Annotated in this window: 20 protein-coding genes and 1 pseudogene; 10 read left to right on the forward strand and 11 right to left on the reverse strand. The window is 40.6% G+C overall.

Translation table 11 applies throughout. The features are described from left to right. Nucleotides 1-84: 84 nt before the first annotated feature. A complete protein-coding gene (locus AAEZ00_RS18725) occupies nucleotides 85-1,062 on the forward strand; it encodes a transposase (protein ID WP_351079135.1) in 978 nt (325 codons plus the stop codon). 193 nt (nucleotides 1,063-1,255) lie between these two features. Here the strand turns inward: AAEZ00_RS18725 and AAEZ00_RS18730 are convergent. Continuing rightward, nucleotides 1,256-1,543: pseudogene (locus tag AAEZ00_RS18730) on the reverse strand (IS4 family transposase); the annotation flags it as partial. A gap of 157 nt (nucleotides 1,544-1,700) precedes the next feature. Between AAEZ00_RS18730 and AAEZ00_RS18735 the strand changes: the two are divergent. The 3 genes from AAEZ00_RS18735 to AAEZ00_RS18745 all read left to right on the forward strand — a co-directional run bounded on the left by AAEZ00_RS18735 (nucleotide 1,701) and on the right by AAEZ00_RS18745 (nucleotide 3,777). Next, a complete protein-coding gene (locus AAEZ00_RS18735) occupies nucleotides 1,701-2,012 on the forward strand; it encodes a hypothetical protein (protein WP_351079138.1) in 312 nt (103 codons plus the stop codon). Between the two features lie 73 nt (nucleotides 2,013-2,085). Next, a complete protein-coding gene (locus AAEZ00_RS18740; protein ID WP_351079141.1) occupies nucleotides 2,086-3,117 on the forward strand; it encodes a hypothetical protein in 1,032 nt (343 codons plus the stop codon). 54 nt (nucleotides 3,118-3,171) lie between these two features. Next, a complete protein-coding gene (locus AAEZ00_RS18745; RefSeq protein ID WP_351079144.1) occupies nucleotides 3,172-3,777 on the forward strand; it encodes a hypothetical protein in 606 nt (201 codons plus the stop codon). Nucleotides 3,778-3,793: 16 nt separating this feature from the next. On the opposite strand, the gene AAEZ00_RS18750 is transcribed toward AAEZ00_RS18745, so the two are convergent. The 4 genes from AAEZ00_RS18750 to AAEZ00_RS18765 form a co-directional block, all read right to left on the reverse strand. Then, complete coding sequence (locus AAEZ00_RS18750) at nucleotides 3,794-5,773, reverse strand: hypothetical protein (protein ID WP_351079147.1); 1,980 nt, start codon at nucleotides 5,771-5,773, stop codon at nucleotides 3,794-3,796. A gap of 177 nt (nucleotides 5,774-5,950) precedes the next feature. After that, a complete protein-coding gene (locus AAEZ00_RS18755; RefSeq protein WP_351079150.1) occupies nucleotides 5,951-6,583 on the reverse strand; it encodes a response regulator transcription factor in 633 nt (210 codons plus the stop codon). A gap of 365 nt (nucleotides 6,584-6,948) precedes the next feature. Then, a complete protein-coding gene (rluF, locus tag AAEZ00_RS18760; protein ID WP_351079153.1) occupies nucleotides 6,949-7,830 on the reverse strand; it encodes a 23S rRNA pseudouridine(2604) synthase RluF in 882 nt (293 codons plus the stop codon). A 149-nt stretch (nucleotides 7,831-7,979) separates the two neighbouring features. Beyond that, the gene (locus AAEZ00_RS18765; protein WP_502959339.1) at nucleotides 7,980-8,885 is read right to left on the reverse strand and encodes a DUF72 domain-containing protein; all 906 of its coding nucleotides are present in this window, start codon (nucleotides 8,883-8,885) and stop codon (nucleotides 7,980-7,982) included. Between the two features lie 215 nt (nucleotides 8,886-9,100). Here AAEZ00_RS18765 and AAEZ00_RS18770 point away from each other — a divergent pair, with 215 nt between their 5' ends. After that, nucleotides 9,101-12,148 (forward strand): transglycosylase domain-containing protein, encoded by a 3,048-nt coding sequence (locus AAEZ00_RS18770; protein ID WP_351079158.1) that lies wholly within the window; start codon nucleotides 9,101-9,103, stop codon nucleotides 12,146-12,148. Between the two features lie 82 nt (nucleotides 12,149-12,230). Here AAEZ00_RS18770 and AAEZ00_RS18775 read toward each other — a convergent pair whose 3' ends face one another. After that, complete coding sequence (locus AAEZ00_RS18775) at nucleotides 12,231-12,671, reverse strand: DUF3429 domain-containing protein (RefSeq protein ID WP_101032851.1); 441 nt, start codon at nucleotides 12,669-12,671, stop codon at nucleotides 12,231-12,233. A gap of 316 nt (nucleotides 12,672-12,987) precedes the next feature. Between AAEZ00_RS18775 and AAEZ00_RS18780 the strand changes: the two genes are divergently transcribed. Continuing rightward, nucleotides 12,988-13,473, forward strand: coding sequence for a GNAT family N-acetyltransferase (locus AAEZ00_RS18780; protein WP_157822216.1), 486 nt, complete (start codon nucleotides 12,988-12,990; stop codon nucleotides 13,471-13,473). Between the two features lie 12 nt (nucleotides 13,474-13,485). Here the strand turns inward: AAEZ00_RS18780 and AAEZ00_RS18785 are convergent, their stop codons facing one another. Then, nucleotides 13,486-13,668: a CCGSCS motif protein gene (locus AAEZ00_RS18785; protein ID WP_351089416.1), complete on the reverse strand. Its 183-nt coding sequence runs from the start codon at nucleotides 13,666-13,668 to the stop codon at nucleotides 13,486-13,488. A gap of 311 nt (nucleotides 13,669-13,979) precedes the next feature. Between AAEZ00_RS18785 and AAEZ00_RS18790 the strand changes: the two genes are divergently transcribed. From AAEZ00_RS18790 to gloA2, 3 genes are all read left to right on the forward strand, one after another. Continuing rightward, nucleotides 13,980-15,254 carry a DEAD/DEAH box helicase gene (locus AAEZ00_RS18790; RefSeq protein WP_351089418.1) on the forward strand — a complete coding sequence of 425 codons (1,275 nt, stop codon included), beginning with the start codon at nucleotides 13,980-13,982 and terminating at the stop codon, nucleotides 15,252-15,254. Between the two features lie 247 nt (nucleotides 15,255-15,501). Next, the gene (locus AAEZ00_RS18795) at nucleotides 15,502-17,571 is read left to right on the forward strand and encodes a PhoX family protein (RefSeq protein ID WP_351089420.1); all 2,070 of its coding nucleotides are present in this window, start codon (nucleotides 15,502-15,504) and stop codon (nucleotides 17,569-17,571) included. Between the two features lie 163 nt (nucleotides 17,572-17,734). Continuing rightward, complete coding sequence (gene gloA2 / locus AAEZ00_RS18800) at nucleotides 17,735-18,121, forward strand: SMU1112c/YaeR family gloxylase I-like metalloprotein (RefSeq protein ID WP_351089422.1); 387 nt, start codon at nucleotides 17,735-17,737, stop codon at nucleotides 18,119-18,121. Between the two features lie 351 nt (nucleotides 18,122-18,472). Here the strand turns inward: gloA2 and nrfD are convergent, their stop codons facing one another. The 4 genes from nrfD to AAEZ00_RS18820 all read right to left on the reverse strand — a co-directional run bounded on the left by nrfD (nucleotide 18,473) and on the right by AAEZ00_RS18820 (nucleotide 21,108). Further along, entirely contained in the window at nucleotides 18,473-19,414 is a 942-nt protein-coding gene (nrfD, locus tag AAEZ00_RS18805; protein ID WP_124014271.1) for a cytochrome c nitrite reductase subunit NrfD, read from the reverse strand. Further along, nucleotides 19,411-20,097: a 4Fe-4S dicluster domain-containing protein gene (locus AAEZ00_RS18810; RefSeq protein WP_335687624.1), complete on the reverse strand. Its 687-nt coding sequence runs from the start codon at nucleotides 20,095-20,097 to the stop codon at nucleotides 19,411-19,413. The genes nrfD and AAEZ00_RS18810 overlap by 4 nt, the downstream gene beginning before the upstream one ends. Nucleotides 20,098-20,103: 6 nt before the next feature. Continuing rightward, nucleotides 20,104-20,568 (reverse strand): cytochrome c3 family protein, encoded by a 465-nt coding sequence (locus tag AAEZ00_RS18815; RefSeq protein WP_351089424.1) that lies wholly within the window; start codon nucleotides 20,566-20,568, stop codon nucleotides 20,104-20,106. 75 nt (nucleotides 20,569-20,643) lie between these two features. Beyond that, complete coding sequence (locus tag AAEZ00_RS18820; RefSeq protein WP_351089426.1) at nucleotides 20,644-21,108, reverse strand: hypothetical protein; 465 nt, start codon at nucleotides 21,106-21,108, stop codon at nucleotides 20,644-20,646. A gap of 526 nt (nucleotides 21,109-21,634) precedes the next feature. On the opposite strand from AAEZ00_RS18820, the gene AAEZ00_RS18825 reads away from it, so the two are divergent. Continuing rightward, nucleotides 21,635-22,594, forward strand: coding sequence for a LysR family transcriptional regulator (locus AAEZ00_RS18825; protein ID WP_351079200.1), 960 nt, complete (start codon nucleotides 21,635-21,637; stop codon nucleotides 22,592-22,594).

Raw genomic sequence — 22,594 nt, forward strand, 5'->3', positions numbered from 1 at the left:
TAATAGCATGGCCACCCAGAATTATTGGCCAAATATCAAACAATCAACTACGCTTTATTTCCCCTTCCTAAATGGTATTTGAAGATGGCCAGACCAAGACAAACTATCGTTAGCTTAGACGACACACCTTATTATCACTGCTGCTCGCGGGTCGTGCGTAAAGCTTTTCTGTGTGGTTTTGATAACTCAACAGGCGAAAACTTTGAACATCGACGAAAATGGGTTGATTCGCGCATTCTAGAGTTAGCGACCATTTTTGCCATCGACATTTGTGCTTATGCCGTGATGAGCAATCATCTGCATGTGGTGTTAAAGGTTGATGCTGACAAAGCAAAACAATGGTCAGATAAAGAAGTGCTAATTCAATGGCACAAAGGCTTTAAAGGGACCTTACTGACACATAAGTTCGTAAAAAGTGAAGACCTGAATGAATTTGAATTAATGACGGTAAATGACAGTATCACCCAATATCGACAACGCTTAATCGATATTAGCTGGTTTATGCGCTCACTCAGTGAGCCGATAGCCCGAATGGCCAACAAAGAAGATAAGTGCACTGGCAGGTTCTGGGAAGGACGCTTTAAATCTCAAGCACTATTAGATGAAGTCGCAGTATTAGCTTGTATGGCTTATGTTGATTTAAATCCTATTCGCGCCCAAATGGCCACCACACCCGAAAGCTCAGACTATACCAGTATTCAGCGTCGAATAAATTCAGCGATAAAAGGTGAGCAACCAACAGAATTATTGCCTTTTGTGGGTAATGAGCGCTTAAACATACCTAATGGGTTAATGTTCAGTGTAAAAGACTACATCGTACTGGTTGAAGATACTGGTAGGATTATTCGACAAGATAAGCGCGGTGCCATTAGTTCAAGCAGCCAAGATATTCTTAATAGACTCAACATCCCTGCCGAGAACTGGCTAAAAATTACTACCGAGTTTGGCGCGTTATTCAAAGGCGCAGTAGGGGCTTTACCTGCATTAACTGACTATTGTGAACATTTAGACCGAAAGCGACGACAAGGCGCTTCAAATTGCCAGCGTTGGTTGTGTGCTTAAGGCTTAATGTCGAGAAAACTATAATGTTTTTAACACTTTGGTTGGTATCGGTCAAAGTGTTGCCTTGATTTTGGCCTATAAGCTGATTATCAAGTTTAAAAACTTATTTGCTGTTTAAAAGGATGTATTTTGGTTTTTGTATAGTCATAAAAGGCTATCGTAATTCAAGTGAAAAGGCAGTAAGTTATTTCATTATAAAAATGGGTGGCATTTTTGGTATTCCGACGAGCAAGCAGGTCATACGAGTATAAGTGACCTCAATATCACGATGAAGATAAGGATTACTACAAAGCCTATCAACACGCTTAATCTTATGTTTTTCCTTGGCTTTACTTTCAATATCACGGCCAAGCCCTCTGATTGATAATGCTCCACCATTCATTGAGCTTTCAATTGCAGAGAACAGACTTTGTCGGCGAGTTTTGTGCATTAACGGGGTGACAAGTGAGAGGCATTTTGATAAAACTTGTTTTGCATTCATGGCATTTACTCGTGGTAATTTTTGTTTAGCGATAAATTTGATCACCAAATGCCATGAATGTTCCTCAGTTTTTAACCTATCTCATTATTTTTATTCATTCTTTTGTGGGGATTCGTCAGGGTCCGATGCTAACCTAAAGGCCGTCTGCCAAGACTATATGGTTAATAGTTATTTAAAAAATGATCCGGATTTATTCTTTCATTTATTACTTAAATCGATGAAAAAAATGGAGCCTATGCTTGAGAAAGATTGGCCAGAAGGACACCTAAAACGCTTTGGTGCTAAGCCATTAACAGAATATGACCTATTTGAAATGAAGGATGAAATTAAGAAATCTGAGTATGAAGGGCTTCAAACCAAAAATATTAAAATAAGATATAAAGCAGGGATCATGACGTTTGACAGGGGAACTTCCTGTTATTTTAAACGCCATGAGGATGGCCGATGGTATTTTGGTAAAAAGCCTTAACTAAGTCAAATAGCCCTATTGTTAAATCAATAGGGCTTTGCTTTTTAATGCTTAAAGCATATTAAAGGGATTTATGAGTTATAAAATTTGTAAGCAGACAGATCATAGCATTGTGCTGCAAGATACAGGTGGCATTATCGGCTTTATTTTTGGTATTGGTATGGCCGCCATGGGGGCAGGTGTTATTTATTTAGGTTGGTTTGGCTACCAAGATACGGGCGAGATATTCATGCCACTCATTATAGCCCTTGTCGGCAGTTGTTTATTCTTTCCTATGTTTAAGCGTAACCGATTAACGATTGATGCGACCCGTAAAGAGGTGGTGAAAACAAAGTCCTGGTTCGGTATTACCAAAGAGAAAGAGATTGTGACTAATAATAATCTTTCATTACTCGAAATGTCTGGTTTCATTACCGGTGAATTTAACGCTTTTTTAGATCGTCAAGAAAGCGTTATGCATCATTATGCGCTTAAGTTTTATAGCTTCCCTGAATGGCATATCACTATCAGAAATGTTTCAACCATGATCAATATCGTGATGTTTTTTGAAAAACACTTTGATACCGATTTGGCATTAGTTGTTCAGCATAAAAGGCATAAATTTAGTACTAAAGGGTTATTAAAAGACCATAAGCCCACTGCACTTCCAACAGGTGGTTTAGTACGCGAATCTGGCTTTCAGCAACTGACTGTAGGCGGCATGCCTTTTACATCATTAAGATTTTGGCTGTTTGCGATGAGTACCATAGGCATATCATTTTTTATTTCGATATTTATATTATTCTTTTCTGAATCCGCTTTTACGCCTTATGTATCCTTGCCAGTTCAATATGCTTTATCAGCGTTACTGATTGGTTTTTTTTCTTGGGTATTTTTTTACCGCGCAGCGGGGACAAAACTCAGAATTTATAATGATAGTTTGATTGTTAAACATGGTGTGTTTAACGAAAAAACCTATAAACGTTCAGATATCATTGGCGTAGTAAACATTACTAGAAATACGTATTTAGTAACTCGACTAGGTGCCGAATGGTTAGCTTTTAGATTACCAACTGAGCACAGCTATGCCATTCACAGCTGGTTAATGCCATACCTTAAACGCTGAATAGGATATTGGCTCAAGTCACTTATTTAAATCTCTACTAACAGGATGTTATCGATGAACATGATGAAAAAAACCAGCTTACTGGTGGCCATTACTACTGCCATTACCACAATGAGTTTTGCTGCATTGGCTAGTAACCAAGTTGCTATTGATGCATTTGAAGCTAAAACCAAACCCATAGCACAAGATGCAAAAGTGCTATCCGATAAGCAGCTAGTCTTGATGCAAGAGTTTAATCAGCTCATGGATTCTGGCAATGCGTCGGCTGTATTCCAAAGTGGCAAGGTGCAAGAATTACAAGCACTCGGTGAGCAGACGTTGGTGCAAGCTAGGTTGTTTGTAAAAGAGTATGAGCAGTTTTTATCGCAATTACCTGAAACATCTACCTGTTATACGCCAGAAAACGTCACAGAATATAACAGCTTGATTGATGAGGTCTCTGCTAATAACCAGTCGTTATCTGAATTGAGCGCTACAGTATCCCCCGGCGATAATGCAGGTGCCACCATGGCGTTATTAAATGTACAAATGCATGCAGGACGGGTTAGCTCTTTTGTGCAAATGTTCCAGTTGGTGAAGATGTGTTATATAACCGAAGCCATGGGCTATACCAAGCAAGATGTAGAACGTATGCAAGCTGAAGAGGATGACGAGCAGTAAAGCTAGGCGTGTAGATCTATTTTTTAATGGTTGTATGTTTTTTTAGCGTTTGATCACATATCGCTTTTATCATTATTGCTATTGGCAATTTTAAAGATAAACAAGGCAATATGATTAAAGCTAGATAATATTTCGCTGCTGAATGAATAAACCCCCATAAACCAACGCTATGGGGGTTTTTATTTCTATCAGTAGCGGCCTTTATTGACCAAAAAATCAATGGCTTGACTTGGTCGTAAAGGTGTTGATACAAGGTTTGGGTAAACCCTGTGTTGTTATCAAACGTTACCGATACATTATTTGCTGTAGATGTTTGCATTGCTTTATTGAGTTCAACTTCAATCAGTTGTTGGTTATCAAGTACAAAGTAGTCTGGATACACATATTGTTGTGCAGAGCCTTCGACGATTTCAGCCACTTCAATTAATAACTGATCACTCGGACTATTGCTTTTAGTCATTTGAAAACGTTGTTCAATACTGCCATCATCGTCAAGCAGTGCAATAGTTTGATTTTCTTCATCTATGCTAATATTGTCTGGGAAATAAAAATCAAATAAGATTTCCGCAATCATAGTAGTAGAGAGCGTTTCTTCAGTCACAAAGCTTGATAGCTCATAAGTTTGATAGTCATCAACGACACGACACATAACGTCGGCTGTTTGAGTTATGTTTAATCGATATAAAGTGTCAGGCCAAGTTAATGTGTCTAACTTTAAGATTTCTGGGGACATATTTAAAACCGATTGCCAATATTCACTATTATTTGCGCCAGTAATTTTATCTATATCGATGGTAATAGGCACACTCGTTCCAGCATATACCGTATTGAAAGTGTTACCTGTAATGGTAGGTTCAATTACTGGCCCATTGTCTTCGGTATACCAGCGCTTATCAGTTTTGTTCCAGCATTCAGTTTGAGTATCATCTTCCTCATCCTCTCTTAACGTAACCTCAAAAGCAAACTCCAGATTAGGTTGCCTAAATACCCAGTTCAGAGCTTTTGTATTATCAGCATTTTGTATTGAAAAAGCATTCACATCAGAAGATAAGGTAAGCGATAAGGTATTTGTAAAGCCGTTTTCATTAATGATGTTACCAAGCACAATATCCCAATCATTTTGTGACAAAATACGTGAATCAATCGGTAATTCAGTAAATCCTAAAGCTATAGCGGCGTTACTAAACAGTATGTTGGCTGCTAAAGTAAATACGTCAGTTGAGAAAAATTCTTCTGCAGAAAGGCCACTATCACTTAATATTTGCCAAAGCTCAGCATAAATAGCATTAATAATTATTTCAGCAGCAATTAAGTTTGGTATTTGGGTCGCGATCACTTGTTGTAAATACGCAATAGCATATTCAAGACGAATAAAACTGGCTGTTGCTGAGGCTTCAGCAGAAACAGCATATAAGGTTGCTGTGTCTAACTGATATAAGGTTGCCTGCAAACCATCTAATTGAGTAGATAACTGGTTAATTTCGCTGTCAGACAGATTTTGACTCTTCATCTCCATCACACGAGAGAGTTTAATATGAGTCAGGTTGTTAATCGCCCCATTGTATTGTGGGCTAGCGATTAATGTGCCTTTCCCTGCATCACTAACGATAGATTTTGGCGCAGATCGGGTGGTTGAGTTTTTAATGTTAAGCGCTAAAGAGCGTGCTCGAATTGCTTGAGTTGCTTTTGCTGCTTCCCAGTTCGCCACTAAATAATAATCGGGTGTTTCAATTTCGCTGTTCCAATCAACTTGGTAGTTACCTTCATTATCCGTAATGGAATAGGGTTCATCGGTATCACAAGCTAGGTTTTTGTTTAAATCGGCGCAAACAGTCGCACCAAATAATGCACCTTGATATACCGCTAAACCGGTAACCTGGTGATTGTATTCTGATACAGGCGTTGTTGGTGTGCCAGAATCAGGTTGAGTAATGTCAGTACTAGAATCGTCGTCAGATGAACCGCAACCCACTAACATTGCGGCAGAAATTAACATGGCTAATAAGCTTTTATGATGTATTAATGTGTCCTTACATTATGGGTAGAGCTTTTTTGCTCTTATAGAGTGTATTTGAAACATAAAATTGATTCATACAAAGCAATGTATTAAGTCATCAATAGATTGTCGAGTCTGTTTTCGGTATTTAGTCGAATAATATTATTGTGGGAATGTTCAACTGGCAGCGAAAGCAAATAATTGACCACGATTTTTAATCTTGGTCTTTTTATAAATATTTTGGACATGCATTTTTACGGTATTAACTGAGATACTAAGCTCTTTGGCTATTTCTTCGTTGGTTAATCCATGCAATATGAGGGACAAGACTTGCTGTTCTTTTTTGGTGGTCACCGCGAGTATTTTGGCGCGATTACCTGAAGATGGAATACGCTTTCTTTGTAAAATGTATTTGGATACCGCTTTTGGGTGAAAACTAATGTCGCCATCATGTACTTTCTTGATGCTTTGTATTTGCTGAGCGATAGCGTCATCGACACTAATAGCACCATGAAATCCCGATGAAATAAAGATGACTTCTAATTCCACATTCAGCGCAGGACAGAATGCGATATGCAAGTCGCTTTTAAATAATTCGGCAGATAAGCAACCAATTTCTTGTAATGGATTCTCAAGATAATGAACCATAATGGTAGTGCCATTTTCGGCATTTTCGGCATTTGATTTTGTTGATAATGCGTTGTTGGCATTGGTTGAAATTAGATTAAATTCAATCAAATTCGCGAAGTGCCGAAATTGCCCATAAAGGTGATCAGGGAAATCTACGATTAAAAGGTTATTGCTGAACATGTCACATTCCTTGTTTAAAAACCCAGCATCCTGTTGCTGTCATTTTTTGTTTTCACGACAATATTTTGTTTATATGCTTTAACTAATATTGTAGAAAATCTATGCGGACCCTAACACGCATTATATAAATAGAAAAGAATTTTGTGTGAATTTTATTCAGTGTTATTTTTTTAGTAAACTATATAGGAATATGTTTTTGTTAATCTTTACACAGTAGCTGTTCCTTTTTATAGCACCCAAAATACAAGCCTACAGACTTTAAACCTATTGCATACGGTAAAGTGACTGTTTTTCGGTGTACACCATATCTTATATCTTAAACCCGATATTAAGGATGTTGTGGTTGTTACTGCATATGCTTGAGCTTAACGTTTCGGTTTTCTTGAATGGCTGACTTTACCTTTATTTGCGGTTGGCTTTTTAGGCTTAGCCCCTCTACCTTGCATAAAGTGTTCTGGACCTTCAATTTTATCTCGTAAGCTTTGGTTAGGTTTTTTCTTGGCTTTTTTTGGCGAATTTTTGACTTCAGAAGATGAGTGTTCAATCAATTTCATTAAGGTGCTGAGTTCTTGTTCGTCTAAATCGCGCCACTCTCCTACAGGCAGCCCTTTAAGTGACACATTCATAATTGACTGACGTTCAAGCTTGGTGACTTCAACGTTAAAATGTTCACACATGCGGCGGATCTGACGATTAAGCCCTTGAACTAAAATGATTTTAAATACAAACGTTGAGACTTGTTCAACGTTGCACTTTTTAGTGGTGACACCCAGCATGGGAACGCCTGCTCGCATGCCGTGTAAAAAGGCTTCAGTGATAGGTTTATTAACCGTGACCAGATATTCTTTGTCGTGATTGTTACCTGCGCGAAGGATTTTATTGACCAAGTCACCATTGCTGGTGAGAAATATTAACCCTTGAGAATCTTTGTCTAAGCGACCTATTGGAAATACTCGTTCACTGTGGTTAACAAAATCGACAATATTATCGCGTTCGGTGCTTTCGGTAGTACTGACTATACCAACAGGTTTATTTAGCACGATAAAGATTAAATCTGCTTCATCACGAGGGGCGATATCATGACCATTAACTTTGACTTTATCGCCTAATTCGACGGCGTCACCAATTTTGGCTCGTTTGCCATTGATAAAAACATTACCTTGTTCAATGTAGCGGTCTGCTTCACGACGTGAGCAAACGCCACTCTCACTAATGTATTTATTTAGACGGGTTGCAGATTCACTCATTGTGGTTCCTTTATCAACATAAACGCGCTGCGAGGGCAGACCTGATCGGCGCTGATAATATCATAAAATAGCAGCACAAAGAGCTAACAGTTTATTATCCCCAGCAGAGGTTATCATCTGAATTCTGGCCTATGTTATAAAAATGAGTCTTACAAATCAAAGCCCAGTTGCGTTGTGGTGTGCTGATGCTGAGGTAATAGGTTTATGTCGGCCAGTGTTGATGTGCTGTGAGCCAACTGCTGTTGTAGTAAACGGTATAAATCGACGGCCAATTGCGGCGCATCGTGATTGTCTGGGGTGTGGATAAACAAATAGGGTTGCTTGTGTTGCGCGATCCATAAAGGTAACTGTTTAAGCCAGTTTTGGAAAAAGTGCACGTTGGCCTCTGCTTGCGGATGACCAATAAAGCGTACTACTGGATTGCTGGCCGTTGCGATTGCATGCACCGGCACATTGGGTTTTTTTTGATGAGCATCGATCACTGCAGAGGTCGTTGGTGGGGCGGCGAATACTGGGCGCGAGTCCATAATAATACGATTGCATTGATGGTTTATCAACAAACGGTTTAATGCTTTTTCCGCTTCTCCTTTGGCAAAAAAGGCGCTGTTACGCACTTCTACCCCATAGGTTAACCCTTGGGGTACTTGAGTTAAAAACTGCGCTAATTGTGGCAAAGATGAGGGGCCAAAGCTGGCGGGAAGTTGAATTTTCCACATCCCTGTTCGGCTCATAAGGGGGTCCATTACCCTAAAAAATTGTTGTAAGGCTGGGCCTGCATTTTGTAACCGTAATTCGTGGGTGATATGTTTGGGCAGTTTAAAGGTAAATTTAAAATCGTCATGGGTTGCGGCATGCCAATTTTGGACATTTTGTAATGACGGCGTGGCGTAAAAGGTGGTATTACCTTCTACGGTATTAAATATTTGTGCATAGCGCGCAAGACGATGCGCTTGGCTATTGCCGTATATTGTTTTTTGCCATTGATTTTGTGACCACATGGCTAAACCTAATCGTAATGGTGGATAGGTTGTGGGAGTTGAAGTGCAGCTATCCAAAATAATCCTTAAATTAGCGGTAAGGGCTTTTATATAAAAACACCGATATTGTGGCAATAAAGGCTTAAAAAAACAGTATTTAGTTATTTTGTCTATATCTAATGGCTTTATCCATCTGATAAAATTATCACAAATTAGATCCGCTATGTGTTGAACATCTCAACCAAAAGTATAATGGTGCATTATTGTGATTTTATGCGTTACATGGAGAGTTTGTGTCTAGTCCACATCCTGACAGTCAGTTTGATAATTTTCGACCTAATACATCTTCCGCCAAACCGACTCCGGTTCGTCGCAGTAAAGCGGGTTGGTTATTCATAGTATTATTGTTAGCAACGGCTTATCTCGTCGAATTTGAGGTGCGGACATCGTATTATCAATCTTATTTTTTGCATCAATATGCCACCAAATTAACCTATACATTACGTGATTATCGCAGTAATGCGGTAATTTACCCTAAATATGGCCCGTTTGATGATCGCCATGGTTATAGCCAATTACCGCAGAAAATAGCCCGCTTAATTGAGCGTAATTATCAAATTACTCAGCAAGTGGCGTTTTCACCGATGTTGATGGATTATACCAACATGGGTTTTTTCCCGCCGTATCATGAAAAAGCACAATCAGGCTTATCGATAAAAGATTGCCGTGACATGACGGTATTCGATTTCTCATATCCTAAACGTGTTTATCAACACCAAGATAAGATCCCCTATCAAGTCATTAACACACTATTGTTTATTGAAAACCGCGAAATGTTGAGTCCAGAAGCTAACTATAATCCTGTGGTTGACTGGCCTCGGTTTGTGCTGGCTGGCGCGAGCCAAGTTGCTGGCAGTTTCGGGGCTGATATGTCTAAAGCGGGAGGCAGTACTTTAGCGACTCAAATTGAAAAATTTAGACATTCTAATCATGGTCTAACCTTGAGTATCAAAGATAAGCTATTGCAAATTGGTTCCGCAATAGTGCGAGTGTATCAGCAAGGTGAAAGCACCATTGGCGCTCGTCAACGCATCGTACAAGATTATCTCAACACAGTACCATTATCATCAGCTCCCGGTTTTGGTGAAGTCCATGGTATTGGTGATGGTTTATGGGCGTGGTTCAAAACTGATTTTAATCAGGCTAATCAATTATTATTGAGCCATCATACTCAACAAAATGCGGCACAGCGCGGCAAGGTGTTTCGTCAAGTCGTGGCATTAATGATAGCCCAGCGTCGGCCGTCGTATTACTTACTTCAAGGCCATGACAATTTAGAATCGTTAGTAGACAGTTATTTACGTTTATTGGGCAGTGATGGTCTGATTGAAACGCAACTAATGGTGTCGGCACTTGAGCAAACATTGCAATTTAATACCAGTAAGTTAGCAACCACTAACGTATCTAACAATAAAGGTATTAATGCGGTACGAATTCGTACTGCTGGGATGCTGGGGTTAAGTTTGTATGATTTAAATCGCTACGACTTAGCGATTAACAGCACGTTCCATGGTGATATACAGCAACAAGTTAGCGATTACTTACGCAGCTTAGCCTCTGAGCCAACCGCTGAGCGTATTGGATTGCTGGGTGAGCGTTTACTGTCCGTGCAACAGTTAGATAAAGTACTGTACAGTTTTACGTTGTACGAGAGTACCGACAGTGCCAACCGCGTTCGCATTCAAACCGACAGTATTGATCAGCCGTTTGATATCAATGAAGGCAGTAAATTGGAGCTAGGTTCAACGGCTAAATTACGGGTGTTAGCCACATATTTAGACATTATTGCCGAGTTACAACAGCGTTTTTCGGCCATGACGGTGGCTGATTTGCGCCAAGTGGATGTGGAACGTAAAGACCACATTACGCGTTGGGTCGTCGATTATTTGATGACGACTCGAGATCGCAATTTAACCCGGATGTTGGATGCAGCCTTACTGCGTGAGTATTCGGCCTCACCAAATGAGCGTTTTTTCACTGGTGGTGGTTTACATGTATTTAATAATTTTAATAGCAAAGAAAACAGTCGCGTACCAACGTTATATCAGGCATTACAAGAGTCAATAAACTTGCCATTTGTGCGGCTAATGCAAGACATTGTTAATTACAGCAGTAGTTATAACAGCGAAGGCAGTGTGTCGCAGTTATTGCGTAACGACAAAGATCCTCGTCGTGAAGAATACCTCAAAGCGTTTGCTAAACGTGAAGGCAGTTCGTTTGTAAAACGTTTTTATCGCAAATATCGTCAGCTGGCCCCAGAGCAACGCCTTGAGGTGTTGTTTGACGGGATTCAACAACAAGAGCATAAGTTAACGGCTGTTTATCGCTATTTAAAACCCTACGATGGCGTCCAAGAGTTAAAGGCCTTTTTAGTCAAACGCTTACCCGCAAAAGACTTTAGCGAGAAACAAATTAATCTGCTGTACAACAAATACGGTGAAGATAAATTCAACCTTGCGGATCAAGGTTATATTGCTCGGGTGCATCCGTTAGAACTGTGGGTATTGCGCTATTTAAATGACTACCCAGAAACCGGCCTGAGCCAAGTGTTAGAAGACGCGCAACCGCAATTACAAGAAGTGTATCGTTGGTTATTTCGAACCCGCCATCAAAATGCACGCGATGTGCGTATTCAAGTGATGTTAGAGGTCGAGGCCTTTTTAAGCATTCACCAACGTTGGGTAAGAATGGGTTATCCGTTTGAATACATGGTACCGTCATTGGGGTCTGCATTAGGTAGCTCGGGTGATAGACCTGCGGCGCTGGCTGAGCTAATGGGCATTATTCAAAATGATGGTTATCGTTACCCAACGGTCAGAATTGATGAATTACAGTTTGCTAAAGACACGCCTTACGAAGTGACGCTAGCCAACGACAAGCAAATGATCACCCGCGTAATGCATCAAGAAGTGGCCCGCGCGTTAAAGCGGGCGCTGGCAAATGTGGTTGAAAATGGTACTGCCAGAAGGCTCAAAGGTAGCTTGTTGGATAACAACGGCCAACCTGTGGTTATGGGCGGCAAAACCGGTACGGGTGATAACCGCATAGCGACTGAAATTCGTAATGGCCGCAAAGTGTCTTCAACGGCCATTAACCGCACTGCGACGTTTGTGTTCTATTTAGGCGATCATCATTTTGGTACCCTAACGGCGTTTGTGCCAGGGGAGAAAGCTGACGACTTTAGCTTTACTTCAGCACTGCCATTACAAGTGCTTAAAGGCATGATGCCTATTTTATCACCGATGATAAACCAGCAAGAGCAGTGTCAAACTGGCTTATAAGTTTTTGAGTTGAGCTATTTTGTGTGACAAATAAAAAGCTCATGCTTAGCTGCATAGGCTTGTTATTCGATTTAATCTTTTGCTAAACGCCTAACAGACTGAGCATGACAACCACATGGCATGTTACGGCGACAGAGGTTAATATTGTGCGTAATGTGAGATAGCCGTTGGTGGTTGATAATTGTTTGGCTTTAAATTCAACATATAATAAATACAGATGACCACTAGCGAGCAGAATAAGCGCGGATAATACAAACGGAGTTAACAGTGCAATCCAGCTTGCGAGTGCGATAATATTACTAATAATAAGTAACTTAGCGATATTGTCATCTAAGGTTAAGATTACCGCTTTGCCCCAAAGTGAACCGGCAACAAAACTTAAAATAATGGCACTGTAGCTCACAAATCCCAATATAGTATGTTCGGGTGCTAATAGACTATGATTGAACGCCAACACACTGAGAATAATAAAAGGTAAAAGGCCAGCAAAGCCTAACCATTGCCACGTTTTAATGCTTTTCATCCTGTCATCCTTTAATGCATCTTGATACGATAATTCATCGTCAAGCGTGTCGATAAATGAGAGTAATAACCTCAATACTGGATAATAATTGTTTATTAAACAGCCCTTTGTTTCGCGATCTAAGGTGTATCGGCTTACAATAGGCCTGCTATTGATGCGTCAATACGCTATGTTAGCAAAACACATGGCAAGTTTGAGATTGAAGACTTGAAATAAACCCGTTTTTTTAACGATTGATCTCATCTCTTATACAGATTTGAGGTTATATATAATATAAATGATCTTGGTGACACAACATAGAAAAGGCGAACCTGAAATGAATATTTCTCTTCATCCCATTACTGAAGCGGATTTAGATATATTGTTTGAATTTGAACACGACCCTATTGCTAATAAAATGGCAGATTTTCCGGCGCGTAAACGTAAAGCTTTTAACCTGCATTGGCAGCAAAAAGTATTGGCTAATGAAAAGGCTATAGCACAAGGGATTTGGATAGATGATGTTTTAGTGGGTAATGTCGTATCGTGGATTAATACCGACTCAGCCGCAAAGACCGACCCGCAAATGCGTTTAGTGGGGTATTGGATTGGACGTGAACATTGGGGCAAGGGCATTGCCACCAAAGCAGTGGAAATGTTTTTAAAGGAATTTATTTCGAGCCCTGTTTTTGCTTATATCGATAAACAGAACCAAGGCTCAGTAGCAGTAGCGTATGCCAATGGCTTTTTCGACGTTACAGCGCAGTATTCGCAACTCATCAGTAAAGATAATTTACGATTATTTAGGCGTGGTAACGTTTAATATTCTAGTGGATTAATGATTACCGCCGCCACATCCACCACAACAACTGCCACCATTACCTTCTTTTTTGGCAGTGTTTTCAGCTTGAGGCGCTTTGGTTTCTGTGGCATTAGTGTCATCGGCTTTAGGCGCTAAATTACTAACAGGTTCAGTTTGCTTGGCTGGTTTGAAAATACCGCTAATTGAAAAACTCATGATGATACCTCGTGGTAGGGTCTCTTGGTGGAATTTCGTGGTGAAATCTCGTGATGAAAGACTAAACATGCTTATTATTTGCATGTATTTGATTGTATAATTTCTACTCTTTTAGTCAAGTATTATACGTCGTGATATGGGTAACTTTTTTAAGGTGTGTGGAAGATCACATTGAGTGACCTTATTGAAGATGTTATTGAGTAGAATGAGCCGATGCTATTAACCGTTTTTACGCCAATCAAAGCGTCTGAATCCTGTGCTTTTGGGTCATTGTGGATGGTAAACTGAGCATTCACGTTATTGGAGTTTGTATGTCTTTTGCCGCGTTATCGTTAAATGCCTTTTTGGTTAATCGTTTAGCTGATCTCAATTATCAGCAACCGACCCCTATCCAATTACGCGCTATTCCGGTCATTTTAAGCGGTAAAGATGTGATGGCTGGCGCGCAAACAGGTACAGGTAAAACGGCCGCCTTTGCTTTACCAATACTGCACAATATATTGAGTCGACGTAATGTATCCATTGATCCGCATACTGGTGCAGAAACACCCAGCGCCAAAGCGGTAATTAGTTGTTTAGTGTTAGTGCCCACGCGCGAACTGGCCCAACAGGTACAGTTGAGTATCGAGCAATATGCCAAGGGCAGTGATATTGGCTGTGTGATGGTTTATGGCGGGGTGAGTATTGGGGCTCAGGTAAAACAATTAGCGGCAGGCACCGATATTCTTGTAGCAACACCAGGGCGTTTATTGGACTTATTACGAAAGCGCGCATTGTCGTTGTCGCAGTTAACCCATTTGGTATTTGATGAAGCCGATCGCATGCTGGATATGGGCTTTAAAGATGAAATTGTCGAGGTACTCAAGCGCTTGCCAAGTCTACGGCAAACCCTGTTATTTTCAGCCACCTTAGATGACCGTATGCTCAGCTTTAGTCGCCGTTTATTGCGCTCGCCGCAAGTGATTGAAGTGGCACAACGTAATACCACCGCCAGCCGTATTGTCGAGCGGGTATTTAATGTCGATGCCAACCGAAAGTGCGCCATGCTGTGTCATTTAATTGCTCAAGAAAGCTGGCAACAAGGCTTGATATTTTGCCGTACTAAACAAGGCGCAGATGCATTGGTTAAGCAAATGAAGCAAGCTGGCGTAGCGGCAGAACCGTTTCATGCTGATCTGACTCAAGCGGTGCGCGAACAAGTGTTGGCGGCTTTTAAAGCGGGTGATGTGACCGCGTTAGTTGCCACCGATGTGGCTGCGAGAGGGCTAGACATTAACGAGTTAAATTATGTTGTTAATATGGAATTACCGTTTCAAGTTGAAAATTATGTACACCGGATCGGCCGAACGGGCAGAGCGGGTAAGCAAGGGCAAGCGATTAGCTTATTAAGTGTTGATGACGAGCCGTTACTCACTAAACTCGAAGCCTTTTTAGACCGCCGTTTACCGCAGCAATGGCTAGCCGGATTTGAGCCAGACCTTAATTTGATTGCCCCTGTTACCCGTAAAACAACTAAATCTGCGTTAAAACAACAAGCACGTAAAAAAGCCCTCGCGGCATCATCTACTGGCAGTAAAAAACGCTAAAATCTATTCTTATGAGTCGTTAATATTCGTATTTAGTCATCTGTCGTTAGTCGTTAGTCGCCAGTATTAGAATTAGAGTGTGTATATTGATGTCATCAGATGCTGCCTTATCCTGATTGTCTTTTTATTGCCATATTTTTGTCATCCAATTTGATCCTTGTTGTCACATTAGACGCTTATGTTAACTAACAAATAATTATACCTAATATTTGATCCGTTTTTTTCAGAGCATATCTAAGGACAATTTATGAGCAAGGCGACATTTGATCCAACTCGTTTTAACAACAGCAAAAATACTCCTTTCAATGAAGTGATGGATAATCATCTATCTCGGCGTAATTTTGTTAAGCGTGGTCTAGGCCTTAGTGCGATGACCGCGTTTGGCGGATTCGGATTAAGTGCTTGTGGTTCTGATGATGACACCGCAGCGCAAACCCCGACAACGCCTAGTGCCGCTACAGCGCCAGTTGCACCAATTCAGAGTTCTGCGGTATTAGGCTTTGAGTCTATTGCAGGGTCTAAAACCGATGCTGTGGTGGTTCCTGCAGGATATTCAGCTTATGTGCTAGCGCCTTGGGGAACACCATTAAATTCAAAAGCGGCAGCATGGAAAGCCGATGGCAGCAATACCGCTATAGACCAAGCAAACTCTGTCGGGATGCACCATGATGGTATGCATTTCTTCCCGCTGAATGATGCGGCAGATGACGGTTTATTGTGTATCAACCATGAATACATCGACCAAGATGCATTGCACCCAAGCGGCCCAACGTTTGATGCTGATGGTAAGCGCAGCGTTATTGATGAAATCCGCAAAGAAATCAATGCCCATGGTATTTCAGTTGTACGGATTAAATTAGTCAACAACCTATGGAAAGTGGTCGAAAACGACAGCCATAACCGCCGTTTCACCGGCGCAACCGTGATGGATATCGCCGGTCCGTTAGCGTACAGTTCATACCTTGAAACGCGTTATTCTCCCGACGGCAGTCAAGCGCGCGGTACCTTAAATAACTGTGGTAATGGTTATACGCCTTGGGGCACTTATCTAACCTGTGAGGAAAACTGGCCAGGATATTTTGTTAATAAAGGCGCGTTAACCGAGCAACAAACTCGAATTGGTATTTCTACCTCTGATACTCGTTATGGCTGGAACCATTTAGCCGGTGATGACGACGAACGTTTAGACGAGTTTGCTCGTTTTGATGTCACGCCAACAGGCTCAAGCGCGGCGAACGATTACCGTAACGAAGCTAATGGCCACGGTTATATTGTTGAAATTGACCCATACAATCCAAACTCTCGCGCGACTAAGCGTACTGCATTAGGTCGCTTCCGCCATGAAGGTTGTGCCTTTGGTAAGCTTGAAGAAGGCAAACCCATTTCATTCTACTCAGGCCATGATTCACGTTTTGAATATTTATATAAATATGTCTCTGACGCAGCATGGGATCCCGTCGATGCCAATAGCACAAATCGCTTAACGGTAGGCGATAAGTACATGAATGCCGGGACCTTATATGTGGCTAAGTTTACTGAAGACGGTATCGGAGAGTGGCTACCGCTAACATTAGATGGCGTGACGACAGACGGTAGCACCCTTGCTGGTACTTTTGATTCGCAAGCGGCGATTATCTTAAATACTGCTGGCGCGGCGGATTTAGTCGGTGCGACACCGATGGACCGTCCAGAGTGGACAACGGTTGATCCGTTTACCGGCACTGTTTACTTAACGTTGACCAACAATACCAAGCGTACCGACAGCACTAACGTTGCCAATCCCCGTTTAAACAATAGCTTTGGTCATGTCATTCGTTGGGATGAAGGTGATTCGGCTACTGAGTTTAGCTGGGATATCTTTGTCTTTGGTTCACCTACTGATGGTGATGCCGAAACAAATTTATCTGGCTTAACGGACTTAAACCAGTTTGCTAGTCCAGACGGTGTAGCGTTCGATCAACGGGGTATTTTGTGGGTACAAACCGATAACGGTGCCTCTGAAGTTACTGAAGCAACCAACGATCAAATGTTGGCGATTGTACCTTCGGCCATGCTTGATGCCGATGGTAACCAACAAGTGGTAACGGCTGAAAACCAAACCCAGCTTAAGCGTTTCTTTGTTGGCCCTAATGGTTGTGAAGTCACCGGTTTTGCGATTACGCCAGACTACACCACAGTATTTGCTAATATTCAGCATCCTGGCAACTGGCCATATTCTGATAAAGCTGACCAAGCCACACCAGCTGGCACTTTGGTGCGTCCACGTGCCGCAACTGTGATGATCCGTAAAAATGATGGTGGTGAAGTGGGTATATAATCCGCAGCCATAAATGGGCGGTTACTTAGCGACAATCTAACGTTCGCTGATGTAAATTGCCCATATGTAAACTAGGATAAAACCCTGATAGACTTGCGCTATCAGGGGTTTATGTTTTGTGTATAAAGCATTTTTTGCCAAAAATAGGTTTACAAGGACAGCCATGTTAAACGGAATTCATCATGTCGCGATTATTTGTGCCGATTACCCACGTTCAAAAGCGTTTTATACGCAAGTTTTAGGGCTTAAGATTATTGCTGAGCATTACCGCCAAGCCCGTGATTCTTACAAACTTGATTTAGCCTTACCCGATGGCAGTCAAATTGAATTATTTTCGTTTAATGGCGCGCCGCCAAGACCCAGTTATCCCGAAGCACAAGGCTTGCGTCATTTAGCGTTTAAAGTCGATGATATTAACTCGGTGGTGGTTCATTTGCAGGCTTATGATGTGGTGGTTGAACCGATCCGTATCGACGAATATACCGGAAAATACTACACCTTTTTCAGTGATCCAGACGGCCTACCGTTAGAGCTTTATCAAGTTAGTTAACGTCAGTTATTTAAACAACTTTTTCTGATGGGTATTAATCCTGTTACGGTGACAGAGCTTTATCAATTGAATTAATGTTAGTTGTTTAAACAACGGTTTCTGATGGGTATTAATCCTGTTACGGTGACAGAGCTTTATCAATTGAATTAATGTTAGTTGTTTAAACAACTGTTTCTGATGGGTATTAATCCTGTTACGGTGACAGAGCCTTATCAATTGAATTAATGTTAGTTGTTTAGACTGTGGTTTCTGATGGGGATTAAACCTGTTATCAGCTAATGACAAGGTGAGTGATTCATTCTGTTACGGTGACAGTCCGCTTGTTAATGCGTGCCATCACCGTTTATGAGACTAATTTACCACCATTTGGCCAGTATAAAGCACAAAGTTACGTAACAGTATTACACCTAATAAGCTCAGACAGGCGGTTCCGGCAACATAGGAATACTTGCGCTTTGAAGTGGCAGTCATAAATAAATTCATCGCTAATGGTGCCGACAATCCTAATCCCATAATACCGAACCAAAATACCAATCCCCAAAAGCCTTCACCGATAGCATTAAATGCTGCTACCTTGCTTTGACCACCACTGAAGACTAAACCTAAAAAGAAGGTAAATATAAGTAACATCTCGCCTAATATCAGTGGGATCTCTACTTTATGGATAAATCGCACTTCCTGACCATTAGGACTACCTTTAAGTAACACACCACCCAGTAGCGATGCTGCAGCACCTGAAGACAAGCCCGAAACTAAAAACAGCAGGGGTAACACTGGGGTATTCCACATAGGGAAGTGAGGTTGAGCCGATAATAGAAATCCGGTATAGGCCCCTAATGACACAGAGAATATGACCAGTAAACCGGTAATACCTGCTTCATAACGGGCTAGCATACTCGTTAGTTTACCGACAATGGGTAAACGGGTTTTGCAAAAATCATCAATAGGTTGTCGGAATGTTATTGCAATCCAAGCATACATAAACACTTGATAAAGCATTAAGATCAACACCCCCATAGACATCACTGAGGTGGGATTATAAAACACCAGAATTTTCCAAAAATCCCAAGGTTTGGTTAAATCTAATACCAAGATCCCCAAGCCTGCTAAGACGGCAATCGCTGCAACAATACACGCTGCTTGGACAAATCCGGATTGATAAGCTTTTTCTTTAAGGCAAACATGTTTTAGCAACACCGCAAAGAACATTGCACCTGCGGATGCCCCAGCTAAAAACAGGTATATGGCAATGGGCCAATGCCAGACCAAGGTGTCAAAATGGAAAGCACTCATAATATAATCTCCCCTTGCTTCGCTTTGATACGAAAGAGTTTAGGTCGGGTGCCTAAATCCAGTTTAGAGCGCTGAGTTGGATTAGCTTTTAATAGCGCAACCAGTTCAGACTCGGGATCTTTAAGATTGCCAAACACCAGTGCTTTTGTAGGGCATGCTTCTACACATGCTGGCTGTTTACCCTGTTTGAGATTGGTTTCACGGCAAAAGTCACATTTGTCCGCTGCTTTGGTCACTGGGTTAATAAATCGCACTTCATAAGGACAGGCTGCAATACAGTATTGGCAACCAACACATCTATCGGCGTTGACCGAGACAATACCGGTTTCTTTATCGATAAAGGCGGCACCCGTCGGGCAGACGTTAACGCAAGGCGCATCTTCGCAATGCTGGCAAGAATGTCGAGTAAAATGATAAAACTGATTAGGGTATTCTCCAAACGGGCCCAATCTTTCGATGCTTAGCCGTGTAACGCCCTCGGGTACATGATTAACTTCTCTACAGGCTTCCACACAGGCATTACAGCCAATGCATTTGGTTTCGTCGTGAAGCATGGCGTATTTTATATTGTTTGTTCCTACGGCCGTTTCGGCATTGGCCTGGTTGCTACTGAGCGGATATACCGACACGCCGGCAACCAATGCGCAGGTGCTTTTAAGGAAATGTCTTCTTGAATTTTCCATGATTAGTTACCTCTGCACCGTGTGGCAGTTGCGGCACACATTACTGCGATCTTTTACACTTAACCCCATCATAGGGTCAGATTTAGGATGCAATTTATGGCAAGATGTACAGCTCGTTTTTTGTGCGTGTACGTTATGAGTCCACTCTGCTTTGGCTAATTTTTTAACGGTATGGCATTTAAGACATACGCCATTTTTAGCGTCAATTGTGATGTCGTTTTCCGAAGAGAACACCATCAAATCATTAGGCTTCCTAGGGTGATTGCCTTTTTCACCATGGCATGAACTGCAGCTCATTTTTAGCCGGTCTTGGGCATGATAGCCTTGCATTGAGCCATTGCGTTTATGGCATTTCATGCATGAGTCATTATTAATTTGCTCAGTAGAGTCCGCGCTATTTGCTTCATGACTGATAAGTGTAAGCGACAATAAGCCTACATATAACATCAGTAGCCAGTAATTCCGGGACATAATCAGCCCTCTTTACAATAATTGATTAATACAAAATATCGGGTGAAAACAGTTTGTTATCACCCGACAGGGTCTTCATACCGGTAGGGATTGCTTTAGCATTTGCATGTCGTAAGGTTTGCCTCGAACGATTTCAACTAACTTAATGTTGAATTTTTCGAACAAACTTTTTGCGTTAGCATCATCTTGCTCACTGAAATCAGAGATAACTAATTTCACTTCTGACGAATCATGGTCAATCACAACATAATCGAATCGCGCATGATTTTCGGCTGCGGTTTGGGCATCCATTTCAAACACGGTATCGATTGGAACGTTGCAACAAACGTCATATTGTCCTCCCACCATTGTTTTTAGTGATTTTAAAAAGTCAAAGCTTTGAGTATCAAAAAGCATTTTCTTAAACTTAATTGCGTGATCCTCTGTATCAGGTTTAAAGAACTTTATACAAGTCATAATGAAAACAACCAATATAAAAGGAACTGCGATAAACAACACAGAGTATATAAACGCATAACTTAAAAAGACTGAAGTAATCATATAAGCCTCCAAAAAAATCAGTTTTTAATTTATTGTTTTATGAATCATCAATACGTCATTGATGTACGATTAATACTATCCTTATGTTTAATTAATTAATTGATCGTAATCAATTAAATGAGGTGATTTTAATTTATTTGATTGTAGTTATGATCTGGCTCTTATTGCTTTTATTGGTATTATTAATTAATAGGTTATTGTTTTTGATTAATCAAATTAAGTAATGGCATTTGTCATTTAGTTTTAATTAAAGATAGTAAAAATAATAAGTGATAAATTAATAAACTAAAATGTGTAAATGCAACTTATCAAAATCTAATATGTTAAATCGGATATTTCAGTTCCTGAAATCAACGTCCGCAGCTAATGTATCGTTTGTTCAAATTTAATATATGATAAATGATATTTAAAATAACTCAAATTTAATGATCTGGAATAAGTAATAGGTGGAAAATTAAGATAATGTTATGAATTATTAGGGGGAAGGTAGATTATTAGGCTATATAACTCAAAAGGAGCGTTTCAGATGAGACAGATTGACTTAGATAAATTAGATTTATTAACATTGACTATATTAGTGAGCCTTTATGAAAATAAGTCCGCCACTCATGTTTCTAGAATTTTGGATGTGCCAGCTTCAAAAATAAGTCGTTGTTTACAAACGGCAAGATCTATTTTTGGTGATGAACTCTTTATAAGAAGAAAATATGGATTAGTCCCCAATGATTTTGCCGGCAAAATTTATCCGATTGCAAAAGAAATTGTTGATTGTTCAAAGAATTTTAATCGGATGAATAGTTCAGAATCGTCACATAGTCGATACTTTGAATTGGTTATGCCTGGAATGATTGCTTATGCCTATCCACGAGCATTAATGCAAGAGATTAAAGGTCATCATAAAGACATTCATATCAATGTGAGTAACTGGAATAGTCATTCCCTAGAGAACGTTGCGAATGATCCTAACAGTATTGTTACATTTTGCTGCAAAAACCCAGAAGAGATCCTTTGTTTCAACCAAAATTTGCAGATTGAAATACTTGCGACATTTACCCAATTATACTTAATAAGTTGTAAAAACCATCCCATTTTAAAACAAGAAATCAACTTAGAAAGCATTGCTTCATATCCTTATATCAATACCTTTATCGGGATCCAACCAGCAACACTTAACCCATTTCAGGAGTATTGTCGGATTAAGGATTTGCCTCTTCAGAACGAAATGACCATTACTGGCGTATCTTCTTTATTTGATTATCTTTCAGATTGTAAGTCACTGGCTTTGACACCCTATAAAGCGGTTTACGATATGCTAGATGAGGACTCTGGTTTACATGCTTGTCAGTTATCTGAATGTGAAGTAAATCGTATTTTTGAAGTTGCAGAACCATTAAAGCTAGTCTTAGTGACTCATCCTAATGCAGAAAATGAAGATGCTACGTGGTTAAAACAGCAGATCCGCGAGTTAACCCATGAGCTTGTTTGA

The organism is Shewanella sp. S1-49-MNA-CIBAN-0167 (assembly GCF_040310145.1).
GTDB classification, from domain to species: Bacteria; Pseudomonadota; Gammaproteobacteria; order Enterobacterales; family Shewanellaceae; genus Shewanella; species Shewanella psychromarinicola.